Raw genomic sequence first — 16,889 nt, 5'->3', positions numbered from 1 at the left:
GCTACCGGGCGAGGCGCTCGTCGAGCCAGTCGAGCACGCGCTGCTCGACGAGCGCCCGCCCGAGGGGCTCGCAGTGCCCGCTCGCCCCCTCGTCGTCGCTGAAGGTGACGAGCGTCGCCCCGGGGACGAGCCCGGCCAGCCGCTCCGGCTGGCCGGGCCAGAACTGCTCGTCCTCCGGGCTCGTGACGAGCAGCGGCGTCGTGACCTGAGCGGCGACGTCGGAGGCGTCGTACCGGCGGACCTCGCGCAGCGTCGCGGCATACCCCTGCTCGCCGTACGGGCGCGCGCGGAAGCGCCACGTGCGGGCGGCGCCCTTCGACAGGCGCAGGCCGAGCGCCATGTCGCGGTCGAACGCGTGGTCGTCGCCCTTGTCCAGGAGCTTGAGGAGGCTCTTCGGCACCTCGCGCTCCCACGAGGTGGCCACGTCGACCACCCCTGGGTCGACGACGGCCGCGGCCGGGCGGTGCTCGAACGCGAGCGCGCGCGTGACCCAGTAGCCGCCCTGGCTGATCCCGTAGACCGCGACGCGGCCGGGGTCGACGTCGGCCCGCGCGACGACCGCGTCGAGCACGGGCGTGAGGACCGCCTCGAAGTCGGGACGGAACGGGACCCCGTGCTCGAAGAGCACCGACTGCTGGCCCGGGCCGTCGAACACGAGCGCGTGGTACCCGCGGCGCACCGCCCCGGACACGACGGCCGACCACAGCGACGGCAGCGAGCCGTCCGAGCCGTTCACCGCGACGACGACGGGCCCGCGCACCCCGGGGTCGACGCCCGGGGCGCGGAACAAGTACCCCGGGAGCGTCGTGCCCTCGTAGGGGATCGGGAGGCGCTCGACGTCGAGGTCCACGAGGTCGACCCAGCGGTCCCACGCCGCACGGTGCTTGCGGAACGTCGGCAGCAGCGGCGCGTCGTCCTCGAGCCCGGACACCGCGTTCACCGCGACGCCGAGGTAGGTCGCCGCACGCAGGTACGCGGAGGCGGCGCTCACGCGGTGCCCGCGCGCCGCGCACGACTCGCCGGTCGCGGCCAGGCGGTCGCCGAGCGCGTCCCAGGCGCGGAACCACGCACGGTGGTCCGTGCCGACGTCGGCCACGGCCGCGAGCACCTCGCCGGCGTCGGCGGCGCCGCTGAACGCTCCGCCGAGGACCGTGCGGATCTCGAAGTCGAGGTCGGGGTCGTGGGAGAAGCGTCCGGAGAGGCTGCTCCGGTGCGAGCCGTGCCCGGTCATGGGGTGCCCCTGCCGTCCTGGGAGGTACGGAACGCTCTCCAGGCTAGGAGCGTCGGCGCACGGGCGCGCGGCGAGCGAGGGGTGCGCACGGCCGTGCGCCGTCGGCGAGTCGCGCGGGCGGTCGGTCAGGCGCGGGTGACGGCACCCACGACGAGCGTCGCGACGACGCCCAGCACGAAGACGGCGGTGCACACGCCGCCCACGACCCGCGCTGCGCGCAGCCCTGCGGGGGCCGGCGCGTCGCCCGGGTCGAGGAACCCGACGAACGCCGACCCGGCGTACGAGGGCCGGATCGGCACGTGGAACTGGCGGACGTCGTGGTCGGTCAGGGCCGGCGGGGGCTGGTGCGCGAGCGCCGCCTCGACGCGACGGCGGCGCAGGCGACCGACCTGCAGCACGTACCCGGCGAGGACGCCGTACTGGCTGAGGTAGAACAGGCCCAGCGCGAGCACCGTCGTCCCGAGGCAGACCCCCGTCGCGGACCGCATCGACACCAGCAGGGCCACCCCGCCGGCGGTGAGCGCCGCCCCGAGGAGCAGCCACAGGGGCAGGACGGCCCAGGAGCCCGAGCGGTCGTCGGCGTACGGCGAGGCGGGCTGCGCCGGACGGCTCGAGTCCGCGAGCTGGTCCGCGAGCCGGCTCGCGGACGGCTTCTCGTCTTCCCACCAGGCCATTCGGCCCCTCCTTCGTCGCGGGTCGTCACCTGCCCCGGAACGCTAGCCGCCCGCGCGCCACCGCTCCATGGGGAGCGGTGCCCGCCTAGTCGTCGTCCTCGTCGTCGGGCAGCGCGACGAGCAGGTCGAGGTGCAGCCCGAGCACCGTGCCGTCCGCGGCGACGGTCCGCACGAGCGGGTAGAAGCCGTCGCCCCAGCCGGAGTGTGCGAGCACGACGTTCTCGCCGTCCTGCGCGCCGGGCAGCAGGATGTTCGCCGACCCCTCGCGCAGGTGGTCGGGGGAGTCCGTGAGCGCGAACCAGCTCGTGTCGGTGCCGTCGTCGAACACCTCGTCGTACCAGTCGCCCTCCGGCATGAGCCGGGCGACGGCGTCGGCGTCGGCGAACGCGACCGTCCCGGCGTCCACCGGCACGCCGTAGGCGGCGCCGGCCTCCGGCGGGCCGTCCGCACCCTCGGGGACCACGGGCTCGACGGCGGCGACCTCGCCCTCGGCGAGCACGACGCTCAGGTACGCCTCGCGCAGGTGGGAGCCGTCCTGCTCGTCGGAGACGTCGGCGACGGTGACGCGCACCGGGTACCGCCCTGGCTCGACCGGCACGACGAGCCCGTGGCCGAGCAGCGTGAACGGGTCGGACGCCTCCAGGCGCCCGCTGGGGAGCACGAGCTCGCCCAGGTCGTGGACCGTGAGGGTGTAGTCGGGGCCGTCGGCTGCGCCCGTGCCGACGGCGGGGCCGGGGCGCAGGGCGAAGAACGTGTCGGGGGAGGGGAAGTCGCTCACGCCCGCGAGCGTAGCGGGCCGTGCCCACGCGGACGGCGGGGCCACCGCGCGGCGGCCGGCATACCCCGGCGGCGGCGGGAACCACGACGCGGCCCCGGACATGCCGACGGCGCCCGGTCCGTGGGGACCGGGCGCCGTCGGGGGGTGTCGCTCGAGCGTCCGCGAGGAGCGCTCAGGCGGCGGGCCTCACGAGCAGCTCAGCGCCTCGTAGTCGGCGTCGTAGGTCGTGGTGACCTCCTCGCCGTCGATCTCGGCGGTGAGCGTGGCCGTCACCGAGCCCGCGTCGAACGACGCGGCGCGCGACGAGAACGACCGGTAGGCGTTCTTGCCGTCCTTGACGTTCGGGAACGTCTTCTCGCCGTACGGCGTGGTCACGACGACGTCGGCCGTCGCGCCCGACTCGTTGAGCACGCGCACCGCGACGTGGGCCTTCCCGCCGAGGCAGCGGGCCTCGGCCGTGACGGTCGCGTCGACGACGGCGGACGTCGTGACGTCCACGGTCTGCCAGCGCGAGGTCGGGGTCGCGTTGTGCAGGTGCAGCAGCAGGAGCTTGCCGCTGCCGGCCTCGACCGCCGACTCCGAGCGGTGCACGGTGATCGGCGCGTCGTCGGCCCCGACGTAGACGAGCTCGCCCTCGCCCCCGAACCAGTAGGCCGGGTCGTACGGGTCGGCCGTGAACGTCTCGCTCGCGTCGACGAGCTGGTCGGCGGCCTGCGAGTACGGCGAGTACGTGAGGACCTGGAAGGTCGGCACGTCGCCCTCCTCGATGCCGAGCGACCCGATGCCGACCGGGATGACGACGACGTTGTTGTCGAACACCGAGGTGTCGACGTCGCCCCACACCGAGTTGACCGGCTGGAGGTCGACGTTGTCACCCGCCTCGTACTCGGTGCCGTCGGGAGCCGTCCAGTCCTTGAGCGTGTACGTGGCGGCGAGCGTGAGGTCGGTCTCGGCGTTGTACTTCACCGCCGCGACCTCGAAGTCGGCCGAGCCGTCGGAGTCGACGTCGATCTCGACCGCGGGGATCGAGACGGAGCCGAGGCTCGCCCACTCCCCGTCCATCGCGACGCCGATGCCCATGACGCCGTCGGCGGGGTCGCCCCCGGCCGCGGCCTCCTGCGGCGCCGTGGACGCGAAGCCGACGGCGCGCACGTCGGCCGCCGCGATGGCCGACGCCGAGGCGCCCACCGCTGCGTCCGCCTCGAGGCGGGGGCTCGTCGTCTTGAGCTCGAACGGCGCGACGATCGACGTCCAGCCGCCGGAGGCGACGCCGCGGCCGTCGAGGTCGAGCTCGGCGGTCGTCGCGGTGCCCGGGAAGGCGACAGGCTTGCCGGACAGGTCGCTCACGAGCCGCGGCGACGCCTGCACGGGGACGCGCAGCTCGCTGCCGCCGTCCGTCGGGGTGAGGACCACGCGGCCGCTCACCGAGGACACGAAGTCGCGCGGCACGCCGACGCCGGAGTCGGCCGACGACGTCGGGTCGAGCTCCTTGGCGAGCGTCGCCGGGTCGGCCGTGAGGGTCACGGTGACGACGGTGCGCTGGCCGGCGGGGACGGTGATCGACGCGGGCGCGACGGAGACGGTGGCGCCGCCGGCCGTGCTCGACTGCGTGAATCCGGTCGAGTACGTCTTCGGGGTGTCGCCGGTGTTCTGCACCGTCACGGTCTTGCGGACCGTCACCGGGTCCGCACCCACGGGCACGACGCCGAACGCGACGGAGACCTGGTCGGAGTCCTGCGACGCGTAGGCGAGGGTCGTGTTCGTGGCCGCGTCGACGGCGTCGACCCGGCCGGAGCCCACGCGCTCGGGACCGTACGCGGTGCCCGTGCCCGAGGGGCCGGTGAAGACGTCGTGCGTCGCGGTGTTCATGACCGACGCCTTGACCTCGGCCGGAGCCCAGCCCGGGTGGGCCTGCTTGACGAGGGCCGCGATGCCCGCGACGTGCGGGGTGGCCATCGAGGTGCCGGACTTGATGCTCGCGCCGACCAGGCGGCCGGACGCGACGGACGCGATGCCGGTGCCGGGCGCCGCGACGTCGGGCTTGGCGACGCCGAGCGAGCCGTGCACGCCGCGCGACGAGCCGCTGTTCAGCGTGTCGCCGATCTCCGGGATCGAGACGAACGACGACAGCGCGAGCGACGGGCCGACGGTCAGCGTGACCTCGCCGGCCTCGATCGCCGGGCGCAGCGCGGCGTGGCTCGGGCCCGTGAGCTGCGCGCCGGGGATGCCGGGGTTGCCCGCGATGCCCGCGACGAACGACGACAGCTCGGAGGACAGCAGGACGCCGACGGCGCCCGCGGCCTCCGCGTTGTTGAAGCGCGCGGCGCTGCCGCACGCGCGCGTCGCGTCGTCGTCGTCCCAGTAGAGGAACGCGATCTTGCCCGCGACGGCGGCCGCCTGCTCGGGCGTGAACGCGGTGCAGCCGGAGAAGTCGTCCGCGACGAACGCGACCGGGGCGGTCACGTCCGCGGTGCCCGCGTACGCCTGCGAGTTCTGCGCCGGGTACGTGCCGGCGAGGGACTCCGGCGCCTCGACGCGGACCGCGTCGAACGTCTGCGTGTCGCCGACCGAGTTCGCGACTGTCAGCGCGGTGCGCGCGTTGCCGGGCGAGCCGCCGACGTCGGTCACGTCGCCCGCGTTGCCCGACGCGATGACGGACAGCGTGCCCAGGCGCGAGAGCTGGTCGATGAAGAGGTTCTCCGGGTCGTCCGCGGGCGAGCCGTCGGAGCCGAGGGAGAGGTTGACGATGTCGAGGCGGTCGGACAGGTCGCCGTCGCCGTTCGGGTCGGCCGCCCACTCGAGCGCGTCGACGACGACGCCCGTCGAGCCGCCGAGGTCGCCGAACACCTTGAGCGCGTAGATGCCCGCCTCGGGCGCGGAGCCCGGGCCGACCTGCCAGTCGGAGATGTCCGTGAGCGTCGAGTAGTCGCCGTCGAACGTCTCGCCGTCGGCCGTGACGCCGTACGCCGCCGTCGTGCCGGCCACGTGCGAGCCGTGGCCCGAGCCGACCGAGTCGAGCGAGTCGATGGGGTTCTCGTCGGGCGTCGGCACGAGCGTCGTGCCGGGGACGGTGCCGCTCGCGTCGTAGTCGTACCCGGCGAAGTCGTGGCCGCCGAGGAACTTCAGCTCGTCGTACGTGCCCTCGGGGACCGGGCCGGTGCCGCGGTCGCCGTAGGCCTCGTCGAACGCCTCCTGCGTGCCGGGGCCGCCGAACGCCTTGTGGGTGTAGTCGACGCCGGTGTCGATGATGCCGATGCGCACGCCCTCGCCGGTGAGGCCGGTGCTCTGCCACGTCTCGAGCGCGCGCGTGAACACGTCCGTGCCCTTGTTCGCGGGCTTCTTGGGGATGATCCGGTAGACCGTGCGGACCGAGGCGTCGCGCGCGAGGTCGCGCACGCGGGCCGCGTCGCCCGTGACGACGACGCCCGCGACGAGCGTGCTCGTCACCGACACCTGCTGCGGGTTCCGCGCGCCCGCGCTGCGGGCGGTCGCCTGCTGAGGGACGACGTCGTCCGCGAGCTGCGCGACCTCCTGCGCGTTGGCCTCGACCTCGTCGGGGCTCGCGCCCTGCGCCGTGAGGTCGACCGCCGACGGCGCGTCGAGCTCGACGAACGCGGTGACCGTGCCGGTCGCCTTGGCGAGCGACGGCGCGACCTTCTCGGTCGGCTCGAGGGACGCGCCCGACTGCACGCCGAAGGCGTTGCCGGGGTCGGGCGGCGGGTCCGCGGCGGCGGGCGCGGCGGCGGCCGCGACGACCGCGAGGCTCGCGGCGGCGGCGGTCAGTGACACGGGTAGAGAACGGTGCTTCATCGACACTCATCTCCCCGGCAGTGCCGGTTCGGCGAAGGGTTCGTGGATGGGTCCTTCCCAGCGGTCTCGCCCGGGTGGGACCGAGGCCACCCGAGCACGGTAACCAACGACCGCCCGACCTGCCCAGCGGCAGGGGACCTCCGCCGGGCCCCGAGGGACCGTCCGCCCTAGGATGCGGGCGGGGTCACGGGACGTGGCCGTCCTGTGGGAGTCCCCTTCCCGCGTCAGGTCCACGGGGTGCGAACCCGGGGGCGTGGCCCACGCAGAAGGAGAACCATGACCAGCACTCCGCTCCGCGCCCTGTCCGCCGGCCTCGTCGCCGGTCTCGTGCTGGTGGGCGCCGTCGCCGGCCCGGCGCTCGCCTCGCCGTCGGGCGTCCGGGCCGCCCCGGGGGACGATCTCGCGGCGGTCCCGCTCGCCGACCAGCCCGTCGCGACCGGCGAGAGCTGCGCCGTCGAGGCCCGGCCTCTCCTCCCCGGCGAGGACCCTGCCTCGCTGCCCGCCGCACCCGAGGTGTGCTTCGGCTCGCTGGAGGAGGCGCTCGAGTTCGTCTCCGGGGACGAGGTGGCGCCGTCGCGCCTCGCGCGCGCCACGCGGGCCGACGTCGACGGCCTCGTCGGCGAGCTCAACGCGACCACGACGGCGGGCCCGCGGGCCGCGGCGGAGCGGGCGACGACGGCCGCGGCCGGGTCGATCGTGCTCGGCGTGCTGTGGCGGGACCCGAGCTACAAGGGCGCGTCGAAGGTGCTCTACGGGTCGGGTACGAACGGGTGCCACACCGGCTCGACGTACGGGTTCCCGAACCTCGCGAACCTCCTCATGAACAACGTCGTCTCCTCGGCGTCGACGTACGCCGGGTGCTGGGTGACGCTCTACGACTCCTACTCGTACGCGGGCACGAAGAAGAACTGCACGCCGCACTGCGCGAGCCTCGGCTCGTTCGACGACCGCGCGTCGTCGGTCGTCTACCGCCCGGCGGGCACGCTCGGCTGAGCGCGCCGCGTGACGCAGACCTCACGCACCCCGTCCCGGCGGGGCGCGGCGCGGCGGGTTACGGTCGGGGCACCGGGTCCTGCCCGGGACCCACGACGTCGAAGGAGATCTCGCATGCCCACCCGTATCGCACGCACCGCCTGGAACGGCGGCCTCCAGGACGGCCAGGGCCAGGTCGAGCTCACGAGCTCGAAGGTCGGGACGTACGACGTGTCCTTCCCGCGTCGCGCCGCCGACGACGCGGGCGGGGTCACGAGCCCCGAGGAGCTCATCGCCGCCGCGCACTCGTCCTGCTACGCGATGCAGTTCTCCGCGCTGCTCGGCGAGGCCGGCGCGACGCCCGTCTCGCTCGAGGTCACGGCGGAGGTCACCCTCGCGCCGGACCCGGCAGGCGGCTTCCAGATCCCGGAGATCGCGCTGACCGTCCGCGGCGAGGTCGAGGGCATCGACGCCGCCGGCTTCCAGCAGGCGGCGGAGGCGGCCAAGGCCACGTGCCCCGTCTCGAAGGCGCTCGCGGGCGTGCCGACGATCACGCTGGACGCCACGCTCGAGAGCTGACCCCGGCACCGACGACGGACCCCGGGCCGCGCACCGCCGGACGGCGCGCGACCCGGGGTCCGTCGTGTCAGGGGCGTGGTGCCGCGAGCGAGTCCGGTCAGCGGGGGAGGAGCGGGGGCGAGGACGTCCCGGCGCCCGCCCGGATGCCGTCGACGAGCTCGGCGAGCGTGTCCTTCGCGCCGTGCACGGGGCGCCAGCGCAGCAGCTCCGTCGCGAGCTCGGTGTCGAGCACGGGCACGCGCATCGCCATGTCGAGCCAGCCCTCGCCGACGGGCGCGAGGCGCGCGCGCCACGCGACGGCGACGGCGGTCCGCGCGGTCGCGTAGGGCACGGTGCGCAGCGAGCCGTCCGCGACGACGTCGGCCACGTCCTGCGCCGTGAGCACGGTGGGGTGAGCGACGTTGAACGGCCCGGGGTGCCGGCCCACGACGATCCGCGCGTACGCGTCCGCGAGGTCGTCGGCGTGCACGACCTGGAGCCGTAGGCCGTCGGGCAGCGGGACCGCCGGGAGCGGGTCGCGACGCAGCACGCGCGTGCCGAGCGGGCCGAGGAAGTACCGCGCGATCTCGGAGCCCGCGTCGCGCTGGAACACGAGCGCCGAGCGGACGCGCGAGACGACGATCCCCGTCTCCCGGTCGAGGTCGTCGAGCAGCGTCTCGACGGCGGCCTTGTCCTCCGAGTACGACGAGCCCGGGACGCCCTCGACGGGCCAGCCCTCGTTCACCGGGGTGTCGCGAGCGTCGCCCGCGTACGGGGCGGGGGAGTAGGCGCCGACGGACGACGCCACGACGACGTGCGCGACGCCCGCCCGCTGCGCCGCCTCGACGACGCGGCGCGTGCCCTCGACGTTGACGCGCCGCAGCCGCTCGCGGTCGTGGCTCGGCTGGATCGCCCACGCGAGGTGCACGACGACGTCCGCCCCGGCGAACGCGGCGTCGAGCCGCTGGTCGGCGTCGGGGGCCGCGACGTCCGCGTACCGCCAGGTCGCGACGTCGTGCGGGAAGCGCACGGTGCTCGACCCGTCGGCGCGCGGCACGCGCCGAGCGACCGCCACGACGGACGTCACGACCGGCTCCTCCGCGAGCCGGCGCAGGACCGCCGTGCCGACGTTCCCGCTCGCTCCGACGACCACCACGCGCATGCGTTGCCTCCCGACCTCGTCCGCTGCCCGTCGCCCCGACGCTAGCCCGCCGCGGGCGAGTTCGCCCGGGCGATGGCCAGGACGGCGCCGCGCGCGGGCTCGGGGAGCTCGGGCACGAGCACGACGGCGCTCGCGAGCACGAGGCTCTCGATGTCCGCGCGGCTCAGGTCCCCGCCGCCGAGCCACGCGGCCGTGACGTTCTCCACGAGCGCGACCCAGCCCGCGGCGAGCAGCCGGAGGCGGGGCGTCGTGGGCAGCGCGTCCGTCGTGGTGGCGCTCACGGTCGAGGTCAGGCGCGCGACGAGGCTGTCGCGGACGCGCGCGAGCGCCTCCTGGGTGGCGTCGTCCTCGGCGAGCACCCCGCGCCACAGGTCCTGCCAGACGAGCCGGCGCGCCTCGACGGCGTCGAGGTAGGAGGCGACGGCGAGCGCCGGGCGCTCGACGAGGGGACGATCGTCCGGTGCGACCGTCGCCGCCTCGAGCTCCGCCACGGCCTCCAGCGCGACGGCCCGGCGCAGCCCGGCCGTGGACGCGAAGTAGTGGAAGACGAGCGCCTTGGACGCCCCCGAGCGGGCCGCGACGGCCGCTGGGGTCAGGGCGTCGAGGCCGTGCTCGTCGGCGTGGCGCGCGGCCGCGTCGAGCAGCTCGCGCCGTCGGTCGGCGGGCTCGCGCCGTCGGCGGGCGCCGCCCGTCCGGGCGCGCACGGAGCCGTCGGCGCCGGAGGGGCCGGCGGGGGTGGGCGTGCGAGGCATGACACCGTTCTACGCTCTTGTTGACCGCGAGTCAACAAGAGGCGTAGCGTTGTTGACCGTGAGTCAACGGCGCCCCGGGGCAGGCCCGGGACGCCACGGAGGGGAAGAACCGGATGCAGATCACGCTGACGGACGTGCGCGTCGACGGGCGGCGCGAGCCCATGCTCGAGCCGATGGACCTCGCCTGGTCCACGGGCGAGTGCGTCCTCGTCGCCGGGGAGCCCGGGCACGGGCACACCGCGCTCGCCCTCGTCGCCACCGGCCGCTTCGACCCGTCCGCGGGGGAGGTCCGCCTCACCCCGGCGAGCACGCCGTCGCACCGCTCCGGCCGCCCCGCGCGCGGCGCCGCCGCGACCCTGCGCGACGTGACCGCCGTCGTCGACGTGCCCGGCATCAGCGAGCCCGACGACGCGCTCACCGTGGCCGACGTCGTCGCCGAGGGCCTCGCGCTCGCCGGCCGCCGCTCGCTGCCCACCGACGTGACCCGCTGGCTCGCCGACCACTCCCTCACCACCGACCGTGCGCGGCGCCTCGACCAGGTGCCGGGGGTCGTGCGCACCGCGCTGCTCGCGGCGCTCGCGGCCGAGGACCCGGACGTCCGGTTCCTCGTGCTCACGCTCCCCGACCGGCACGGGGGAGAGCCGTCCGGCTGGTGGGAGGTCGCGCAGAGCCTCGCGGGCGCCGGGTACGGCGTGCTCGTGCAGTGCACGCGCGCCTCGGCCCGCGACCTCGGCGTGGACCTCCCGCCCGCGCGCGGCGCGTCGATCCACCAGCCGCCGGCCGTCGTGCTGCGCACGCGCCCCGAGCCGCCGCGCGACCCGGACCCCGCGCCGGACCCGGACCTCGCGCCGGACCCCGACCCTGCGCCGGACCCCGACCCCGCGCCGGGGCCGGACCCCGCGCCCGAGCCGGGCCCGGCTCCCGAGCAGCCCGTCCCCGGGACCGCGCCCACTGCGCCCACCACGACCGACGAGCCCGCCGCCCCGCACGACCCCGAGGAGGACCGATGACCGCGATCCGCCTCGGGCTGTCCGAGCTGCGCCGCCTCGCCGCGGGGACGCTGCCCCGCCTCGCGATCCTCGCGATGGCGCTCATCCCCACGCTCTACGCGGGCCTCTACCTGTTCGCGAACCACGACCCGTACGACAAGCTCGACGAGATCCCCGCCGCGCTCGTCGTGCTCGACGAGGGCACGACGACCACCGACGCCCAGACGGGCGCGACGACGCGGCGCGACTTCGGGCGCGACGTCGCCGACCAGCTGCTCGACGACGGCGGCTTCGGCTGGGTCGAGACGAGCCAGGTCGACGCCGAGTACGGCGTGCGGTCCGGGCGGTACGACGCCGCGCTCGTCATCGGCCCGACCTTCTCGGCGGACCTCGCGTCCGCGGGCGAGTTCGAGCCGCAGCAGGCGAGCCTCACGCTCATCACCAACGACGCGAACAACTACCTCGCGCGGACGATCGCGGACCAGATCGTCGGCAAGGTGCGCGACTCCATCGCCGAGCAGGTGGGCACGGAGGCGGCCGACACGTTCCTGCGCGGCTTCGCGTCCATCCACACCAACCTCGCCGACGCCGTGGACGGCGCGGACCAGCTCCTCGACGGGTCGACGCAGCTCCGCGACGGCCTCGTCACCGCGGACGACGGCGCGCACACCCTCGCCGACGGCGCGGGCCAGGCCGCCGACGGCGCCGAGCGTCTCGACGCGAGCACCGGGACGCTCGCGGACGCCGTCGGGCAGCTCGACGACGGCGCGGAGGCGCTCGCGTCCGGGCTCGGCACGCTCCGGGGCGCGACGTCGTCCCTGCCCGCCCAGACCCAGCAGCTCGCCGACGGCGCCGCGCAGGTCGCGGACGGGAACGCGCAGGTGGCGCAGTACGGGCAGCAGGCCGCTGCCGCCGCGGGCGAGGTGCTCCCGACGCTCGACACGATCCGCAGCGACGTCGACGCGCGGCTCGACCAGCTCGTCGCCGACGGCGTCATCGACCAGGCGACCGCGGACCAGGTGCGGGCGCAGGTCGGGCCCGTGCTCGACCAGCAGCGCGAGCAGGTGCAGGGCGCCGTCGACCAGGTGACCGCCGCGTCCGGGAAGCTCGACCAGCTCGCGGACGGGTCGCGCCAGGTGTCCGACGGCGCGGCCCAGCTCGCGGGCGCGACGCCGCAGCTGACCTCCGGCATCGCGAGCGCCGCCGACGGCGCGGACCGCCTCGCCGACGGCACCGGACAGCTCGCCGCCGCGACCCCGCAGCTCGTGGACGGCGTCTCGCAGCTCGCCGACGGCACGCGCCAGGTGTCCGACGGCGCGACCTCGCTCGCGGACGGCACGTCGCAGCTGCGCGACGGCTCGGGCGAGCTCGTCGACGGCGTCACGCAGCTCCGCGACGGGCTCGCCGAGGGTCTCGGGCAGGTGCCGGACCTCGACGAGCAGACCCGCCAGGACACCGCCGAGACCATCGGCAACCCCGTGTCCGTGAAGAGCGACGCGCTGTCGTCCGCGGGCACGTACGGCGGCGGCCTCGCGCCGTTCTTCCTGTCTCTCGCGACGTGGATCGGCGCCTACGTGCTCTTCCTGCTCGTGCGCCCGCTGTCGTCGCGGGCCCTCGCCGCCGGGAGGTCGGGCCTGGCCACCGCCCTGGGCGGGTGGCTCACCCCGGCCGCGATCGGCGTCGTGCAGGTCGCCGCGATGTTCACGGTGACGAAGTTCGCGCTCGACATCGACCCGGTCCACGGTGTCGGGACCGCCCTGTTCCTCGTGCTGGTGTCGGCGACGTTCGTCGCGATCCTCCAGGCGCTCAACGTCTGGCTCGGCGCCGCGGGCCAGTTCCTCGGGCTCGTGCTCATGCTCGTCCAGCTCGTCACCGCGGGCGGCACGTTCCCGTGGCAGACGATCCCCGAGCCGCTGCGCTCCATGCACCGGTTCCTGCCCATGACGTACGCGGTCGAGGGTCTGCGCCAGCTCCTCTACGGCGGCAACATGGCGACGGTCACGCGCGACGTCACGGTGCTCGTCGTCGTGCTGGTCGCGGCCCTCGCCCTGACGACGGTCGCCGCCCGCAAGCAGCGCGTCTGGACCATCAAGAAGCTCCAGCCGGAGCTCGTCCTCTGACTCACGGGATAGAGCCCAGGTCTGCCGAGATAGAGCCCTGGTCTACCGAGGTAGAGCCGTGGTCTGCCGAGGTAGAGCCGTGGTCTGCCGAGGTAGAGCCGTGGTCTGCCGAGGTAGAGCCGTGGTTCTCGTGCCCGACGGCGTGTGGTTGCGTCGGGAGGTCGGGGTGGGTGGTGGTGCCGCGTCTACCATCCGCGCCGCTCGTTCCTCGCGTCGCTCCCGCCTTCTCGGTCGGGATCGTCCTGCGTTCGCAAGCTCACTCCGGACGATCCCTCGTTCCAGGGCCGCCACGACGCGGCACCACCACCCACCCCGCCCGGCGTCGTCTCGCCGTGGTCTTCGCTCACCTGGGCGAACCACCCGCGGCGTCGTTCGCTCACGTCGGGCAGCGGCGACCCGCCCGCCGCGGGCCACCGGCCGCCGTCGGGCATCAGGCGCCCATGCCGGCCGCAACCTCGGCCGTGATCGGTGACCACGCGCTGTCTGGCATGACCAGGCCTCTACGTCGGCGGACCACCCTTCTACCTCGACGGACCACGCCTCTACCTCGGCAGACCAGGGCTCTACCTCGGCAGATCGGGGGTCAGGGGGCGGACGGGGCGGAGGGTCGGGGGCAGGGGGTGCGACAATCGCGACGTGTCCGCTGAGATCGACGCCACCACGACCCCCGCCTCGCAGCACGGGAACGGCTCGCGGCGGTCCGGCTCCCGCGCGACGACGTCGCCGGAGGCTGAGCGCGCCGCTGCCGTCCGCGAGGCGGAACGGGCGGCCGACGCCGCGCGCACGGCGCTCGCGGACGCGCTGCGGACGGTCGTGCGCGGCACGGTCGACACCGCGACGCGTCGCCGCGCGGAGTACTCGACCGACGCGTCGAACTACCGTGTCGTGCCCGAGGCCGTGGTCTACCCGCAGGACGCGGACGACGTCGTCGCCGCGCTGGACGTGCTGCGCGAGCTCGAGGTGCCGGTCACGGCGCGCGGGGCGGGGACGTCGGTCGCGGGGAACTCGATCGGGCCGGGCGTGGTCCTGGACTTCACGCGACACGTGAACCGCGTGCTCGACGTCGACCCGGAGGCGCGCACGGCACGCATCGAGCCGGGCGTCGTCATGTCGACGCTCCAGCAGGAGGCGGCGCCGCACGGGCTGCGGTTCGGCCCGGACCCCTCGACGCAGAACCGCGCGACGCTCGGCGGCATGATCGGCAACAACGCGTGCGGGCCGCACGCCGTCGCGTACGGGCGCACGGTCGACAACGTCCTCGCGCTCGACGTCGTCGACGGCCGCGGGCGCCGCTTCACGGCCGGCAAGGGCGACCCGACGTTCGCGGCGGTCCCCGGACTGGCGGAGCTCGTCCGCGAGAACCTCGCGCTGATCCGCACGGAGTTCGGGCGGTTCGGGCGCCAGGTGTCGGGCTACTCGCTGGAGCACCTGCTGCCGGAGAACGGGTCGGACCTCGCGAAGGCGCTCGTCGGCACCGAGGGCACGCTCGTGACGATCCTCGAGGCCACGGTGCGCCTGGTGCCCGTGCCGTCCAAGCCGACGCTCGTCGTGCTCGGCTACCCGGACATGCCGTCCGCGGCCGACGACGTCCCGACCTTCCTCGGTCTCAACCCGCTCGCGGTCGAGGGCCTCGACGCGCGGCTCGTCGACGTCGTGCGCCGCGCCAAGGGCGACGCGTCCGTGCCGCCGCTGCCCCCGGGCGCCGGCTGGCTCATGGTCGAGGTCGGCGGCGCCACCCCTGAGGAGGCGATGGCGAACGCCGAGGCGATCGTCGCGGCGTCGGGCAGCGAGGCCACGATGATCCTGCCCGCGGGCGCCGAGGCGACCAAGATGTGGCAGATCCGGGCCGACGGCGCGGGGCTCGCCGGGCGCACGCCCGCGGGCGAGCAGGCGTGGCCGGGCTGGGAGGACTCCGCCGTCCCGCCGGAGAAGCTGGGCGACTACCTGCGCGACCTCGACGCGCTCATGGCGCGCTACGGCGTCGACGGGCTGCCGTACGGGCACTTCGGCGACGGGTGCGTGCACCTGCGCATCGACATCCCGCTCGAGGCGTCGGGCTCGGTGCTGCGCACGTTCATGCTGGAGGCGGCCGAGCTCGTCGCGAAGTACGGCGGCTCGCTCTCGGGCGAGCACGGCGACGGCCGCGCGCGCTCGGAGCTGCTGCCGGTCATGTACAGCCCCGAGGCGATCGCGCTCATGGAGCGGTTCAAGGCGCTGTTCGACCCGCAGGACGTGATGAACCCGGGCGTCGTGGTGCGCCCGAGCGCCGTCGACGACGACCTGCGCCGCCCGCACGCGCACCCGCTGCTGTCGAAGGTCGGCGCGCCGGGGACACCCGGGACGAGCACGGCGGCGCCCGCGAAGGTCACGAAGATCTCGCGTCGCGCCGGCTACCAGGGATTCTCGTTCGCGCACGACCACGGCGACATGACGCAGGCCGTGCACCGGTGCGTCGGCGTCGGCAAGTGCCGCGCCGACACCAGCGCCGCGGGCGGCTTCATGTGCCCGTCGTACCAGGCGACGAAGGACGAGAAGGACGTCACGCGCGCGCGCGCCCGCGTGCTCCAGGAGGCGGTGAACGGCACGCTCGTCGGCGGTCTCGCGGCGCCCGAGGTGCGCGAGTCGCTCGACCTGTGCCTGTCCTGCAAGGCGTGCTCGAGCGACTGCCCCGCGGGCGTCGACATGGCGCAGTACAAGTCCGAGGTGCTGTACCGGACGTACCGCGGCAAGTTGCGCCCCGTCGACCACTACTCGCTCGGCTGGCTCCCGGTCTGGGCGCGCCTCGCGACGGGCATGCCGCGCCTGGCCAACAAGCTGCTCGGGTTCCGGCCGCTCGCGAAGGCGGTCCTGTGGGCGGGCGGCATGGACACGCGCCGCTCCATGACGGAGTTCGCCGAGGTGCCGTTCCGCACGTGGTGGAGGCGCGGCGGCGCGACCCAGGGCGTGCCCGGCCTGCGCATCGGGCAGCAGCCCGGCCGCCCCGTGCGCGACGAGCGCCCGAAGGTCGTCCTGTGGACCGACTCGTTCAGCGACAACATGTCGCCGGGCGTGCCGCAGGCCGCCGTGAAGGTGCTCACCGCGGCGGGGTACGACGTCGTCGTGCCCGACGAGCAGGCGTGCTGCGGCCTCACGTGGATCAGCACGGGCCAGCTCGACGGCGCGCGCAAGCGCCTGGAGAACCTGCTGTCCGTGCTCGGCCCGTACGCCGTGAACGGCATCCCGATCATGGGGCTCGAGCCGTCGTGCACGGCCGTGCTGCGCTCCGACCTCGTGGACCTGTTCCCCGACGACCCGCGCGCCCAGGCGGTCTCCGCCGCGACGCGCACGCTCGCCGAGCTCCTCACCTCGGTCGACACCGCGCCCGGGCGCGAGTCCGGGTGGCGCGTGCCCGACCTGTCGGACGTGACCGCCGTCGTGCAGCCGCACTGCCACCAGCACTCGGTGATGGGCTTCGCCGCCGACGAGCGGCTCCTGCGCGACGCGGGCGCGACCATCAAGGTCCTCGCCGGCTGCTGCGGCCTCGCGGGCAACTTCGGCATGCAGAAGGGCCACTACGAGACGTCGGTCGCCGTCGCGGAGAACGCGCTGCTGCCCGCGCTGCGCGACGCCGCCCCCGGCGACGTGTACCTCGCGGACGGCTTCTCGTGCCGCACGCAGGCCGACGACCTCGCCGGCGTGCAGGGCAAGGCCCTCGTCGAGCTGCTCGCCGAGCGGCTCTGAGCCCGTCGGGCGGCCGACCGCCCGACGGCGCACGCCGCCCGACGGCGCACGGCCGCCCCGGCCCCGCACGGGCGCGAGTCCCCTGGGGTGCGTGCGCGCACCGAGGTGCGGTCCGTCGACCCC

The 16,889-nt window shown here is 75.3% G+C and carries 11 protein-coding genes; 5 read left to right on the top strand and 6 right to left on the bottom strand.

Annotation, left to right across the window (positions count from 1 at the left end):
* Position 1: 1 nt before the first annotated feature.
* From GWJ10_RS16645 to GWJ10_RS16630, 4 genes are all read right to left on the bottom strand, one after another.
* Positions 2-1,231, bottom strand: a complete 1,230-nt coding sequence (locus tag GWJ10_RS16645) for a dipeptidyl aminopeptidase (protein ID WP_076404544.1) — start codon at positions 1,229-1,231, stop codon at positions 2-4.
* A gap of 125 nt (positions 1,232-1,356) precedes the next feature.
* Positions 1,357-1,905: a hypothetical protein gene (locus GWJ10_RS16640; protein ID WP_043658818.1), complete on the bottom strand. Its 549-nt coding sequence runs from the start codon at positions 1,903-1,905 to the stop codon at positions 1,357-1,359.
* Between the two features lie 85 nt (positions 1,906-1,990).
* On the bottom strand, positions 1,991-2,683 hold the full coding sequence (locus GWJ10_RS16635) for a DUF4241 domain-containing protein (protein ID WP_163188632.1): 693 nt from the start codon (positions 2,681-2,683) through the stop codon (positions 1,991-1,993).
* 186 nt (positions 2,684-2,869) lie between these two features.
* Entirely contained in the window at positions 2,870-6,472 is a 3,603-nt protein-coding gene (locus GWJ10_RS16630; protein ID WP_163188631.1) for a S8 family serine peptidase, read from the bottom strand.
* A 297-nt stretch (positions 6,473-6,769) separates the two neighbouring features.
* Between GWJ10_RS16630 and GWJ10_RS16625 the strand changes: the two genes are divergently transcribed.
* A complete protein-coding gene (locus GWJ10_RS16625; RefSeq protein ID WP_163188630.1) occupies positions 6,770-7,486 on the top strand; it encodes a hypothetical protein in 717 nt (238 codons plus the stop codon).
* A 114-nt stretch (positions 7,487-7,600) separates the two neighbouring features.
* Complete coding sequence (locus GWJ10_RS16620; protein ID WP_034655150.1) at positions 7,601-8,044, top strand: OsmC family peroxiredoxin; 444 nt, start codon at positions 7,601-7,603, stop codon at positions 8,042-8,044.
* A 97-nt stretch (positions 8,045-8,141) separates the two neighbouring features.
* Here the strand turns inward: GWJ10_RS16620 and GWJ10_RS16615 are convergent, their stop codons facing one another.
* On the bottom strand, positions 8,142-9,185 hold the full coding sequence (locus GWJ10_RS16615; RefSeq protein WP_163188629.1) for an NAD-dependent epimerase/dehydratase family protein: 1,044 nt from the start codon (positions 9,183-9,185) through the stop codon (positions 8,142-8,144).
* 41 nt (positions 9,186-9,226) lie between these two features.
* Positions 9,227-9,937, bottom strand: a complete 711-nt coding sequence (locus GWJ10_RS16610; RefSeq protein ID WP_163188628.1) for a TetR/AcrR family transcriptional regulator — start codon at positions 9,935-9,937, stop codon at positions 9,227-9,229.
* A gap of 113 nt (positions 9,938-10,050) precedes the next feature.
* Here GWJ10_RS16610 and GWJ10_RS16605 point away from each other — a divergent pair, with 113 nt between their 5' ends.
* From GWJ10_RS16605 to GWJ10_RS16595, 3 genes are all read left to right on the top strand, one after another.
* The gene (locus GWJ10_RS16605; protein ID WP_163188627.1) at positions 10,051-10,947 is read left to right on the top strand and encodes a hypothetical protein; all 897 of its coding nucleotides are present in this window, start codon (positions 10,051-10,053) and stop codon (positions 10,945-10,947) included.
* Entirely contained in the window at positions 10,944-13,046 is a 2,103-nt protein-coding gene (locus tag GWJ10_RS16600; RefSeq protein WP_163188626.1) for a YhgE/Pip domain-containing protein, read from the top strand. The genes GWJ10_RS16605 and GWJ10_RS16600 overlap by 4 nt, the downstream gene beginning before the upstream one ends.
* Before the next feature lie 801 nt (positions 13,047-13,847).
* Positions 13,848-16,766 carry an FAD-binding and (Fe-S)-binding domain-containing protein gene (locus GWJ10_RS16595; RefSeq protein ID WP_241005878.1) on the top strand — a complete coding sequence of 973 codons (2,919 nt, stop codon included), beginning with the start codon at positions 13,848-13,850 and terminating at the stop codon, positions 16,764-16,766.
* Positions 16,767-16,889 lie beyond the last annotated feature (123 nt).

This window comes from Cellulosimicrobium sp. SL-1 (genome assembly GCF_011033075.1).
Classification (GTDB): Bacteria; Actinomycetota; Actinomycetes; order Actinomycetales; family Cellulomonadaceae; genus Cellulosimicrobium; species Cellulosimicrobium funkei.
Note: the sequence above shows the minus strand (reverse complement) of the source record. Positions and strands in the feature narration are given on the sequence as shown.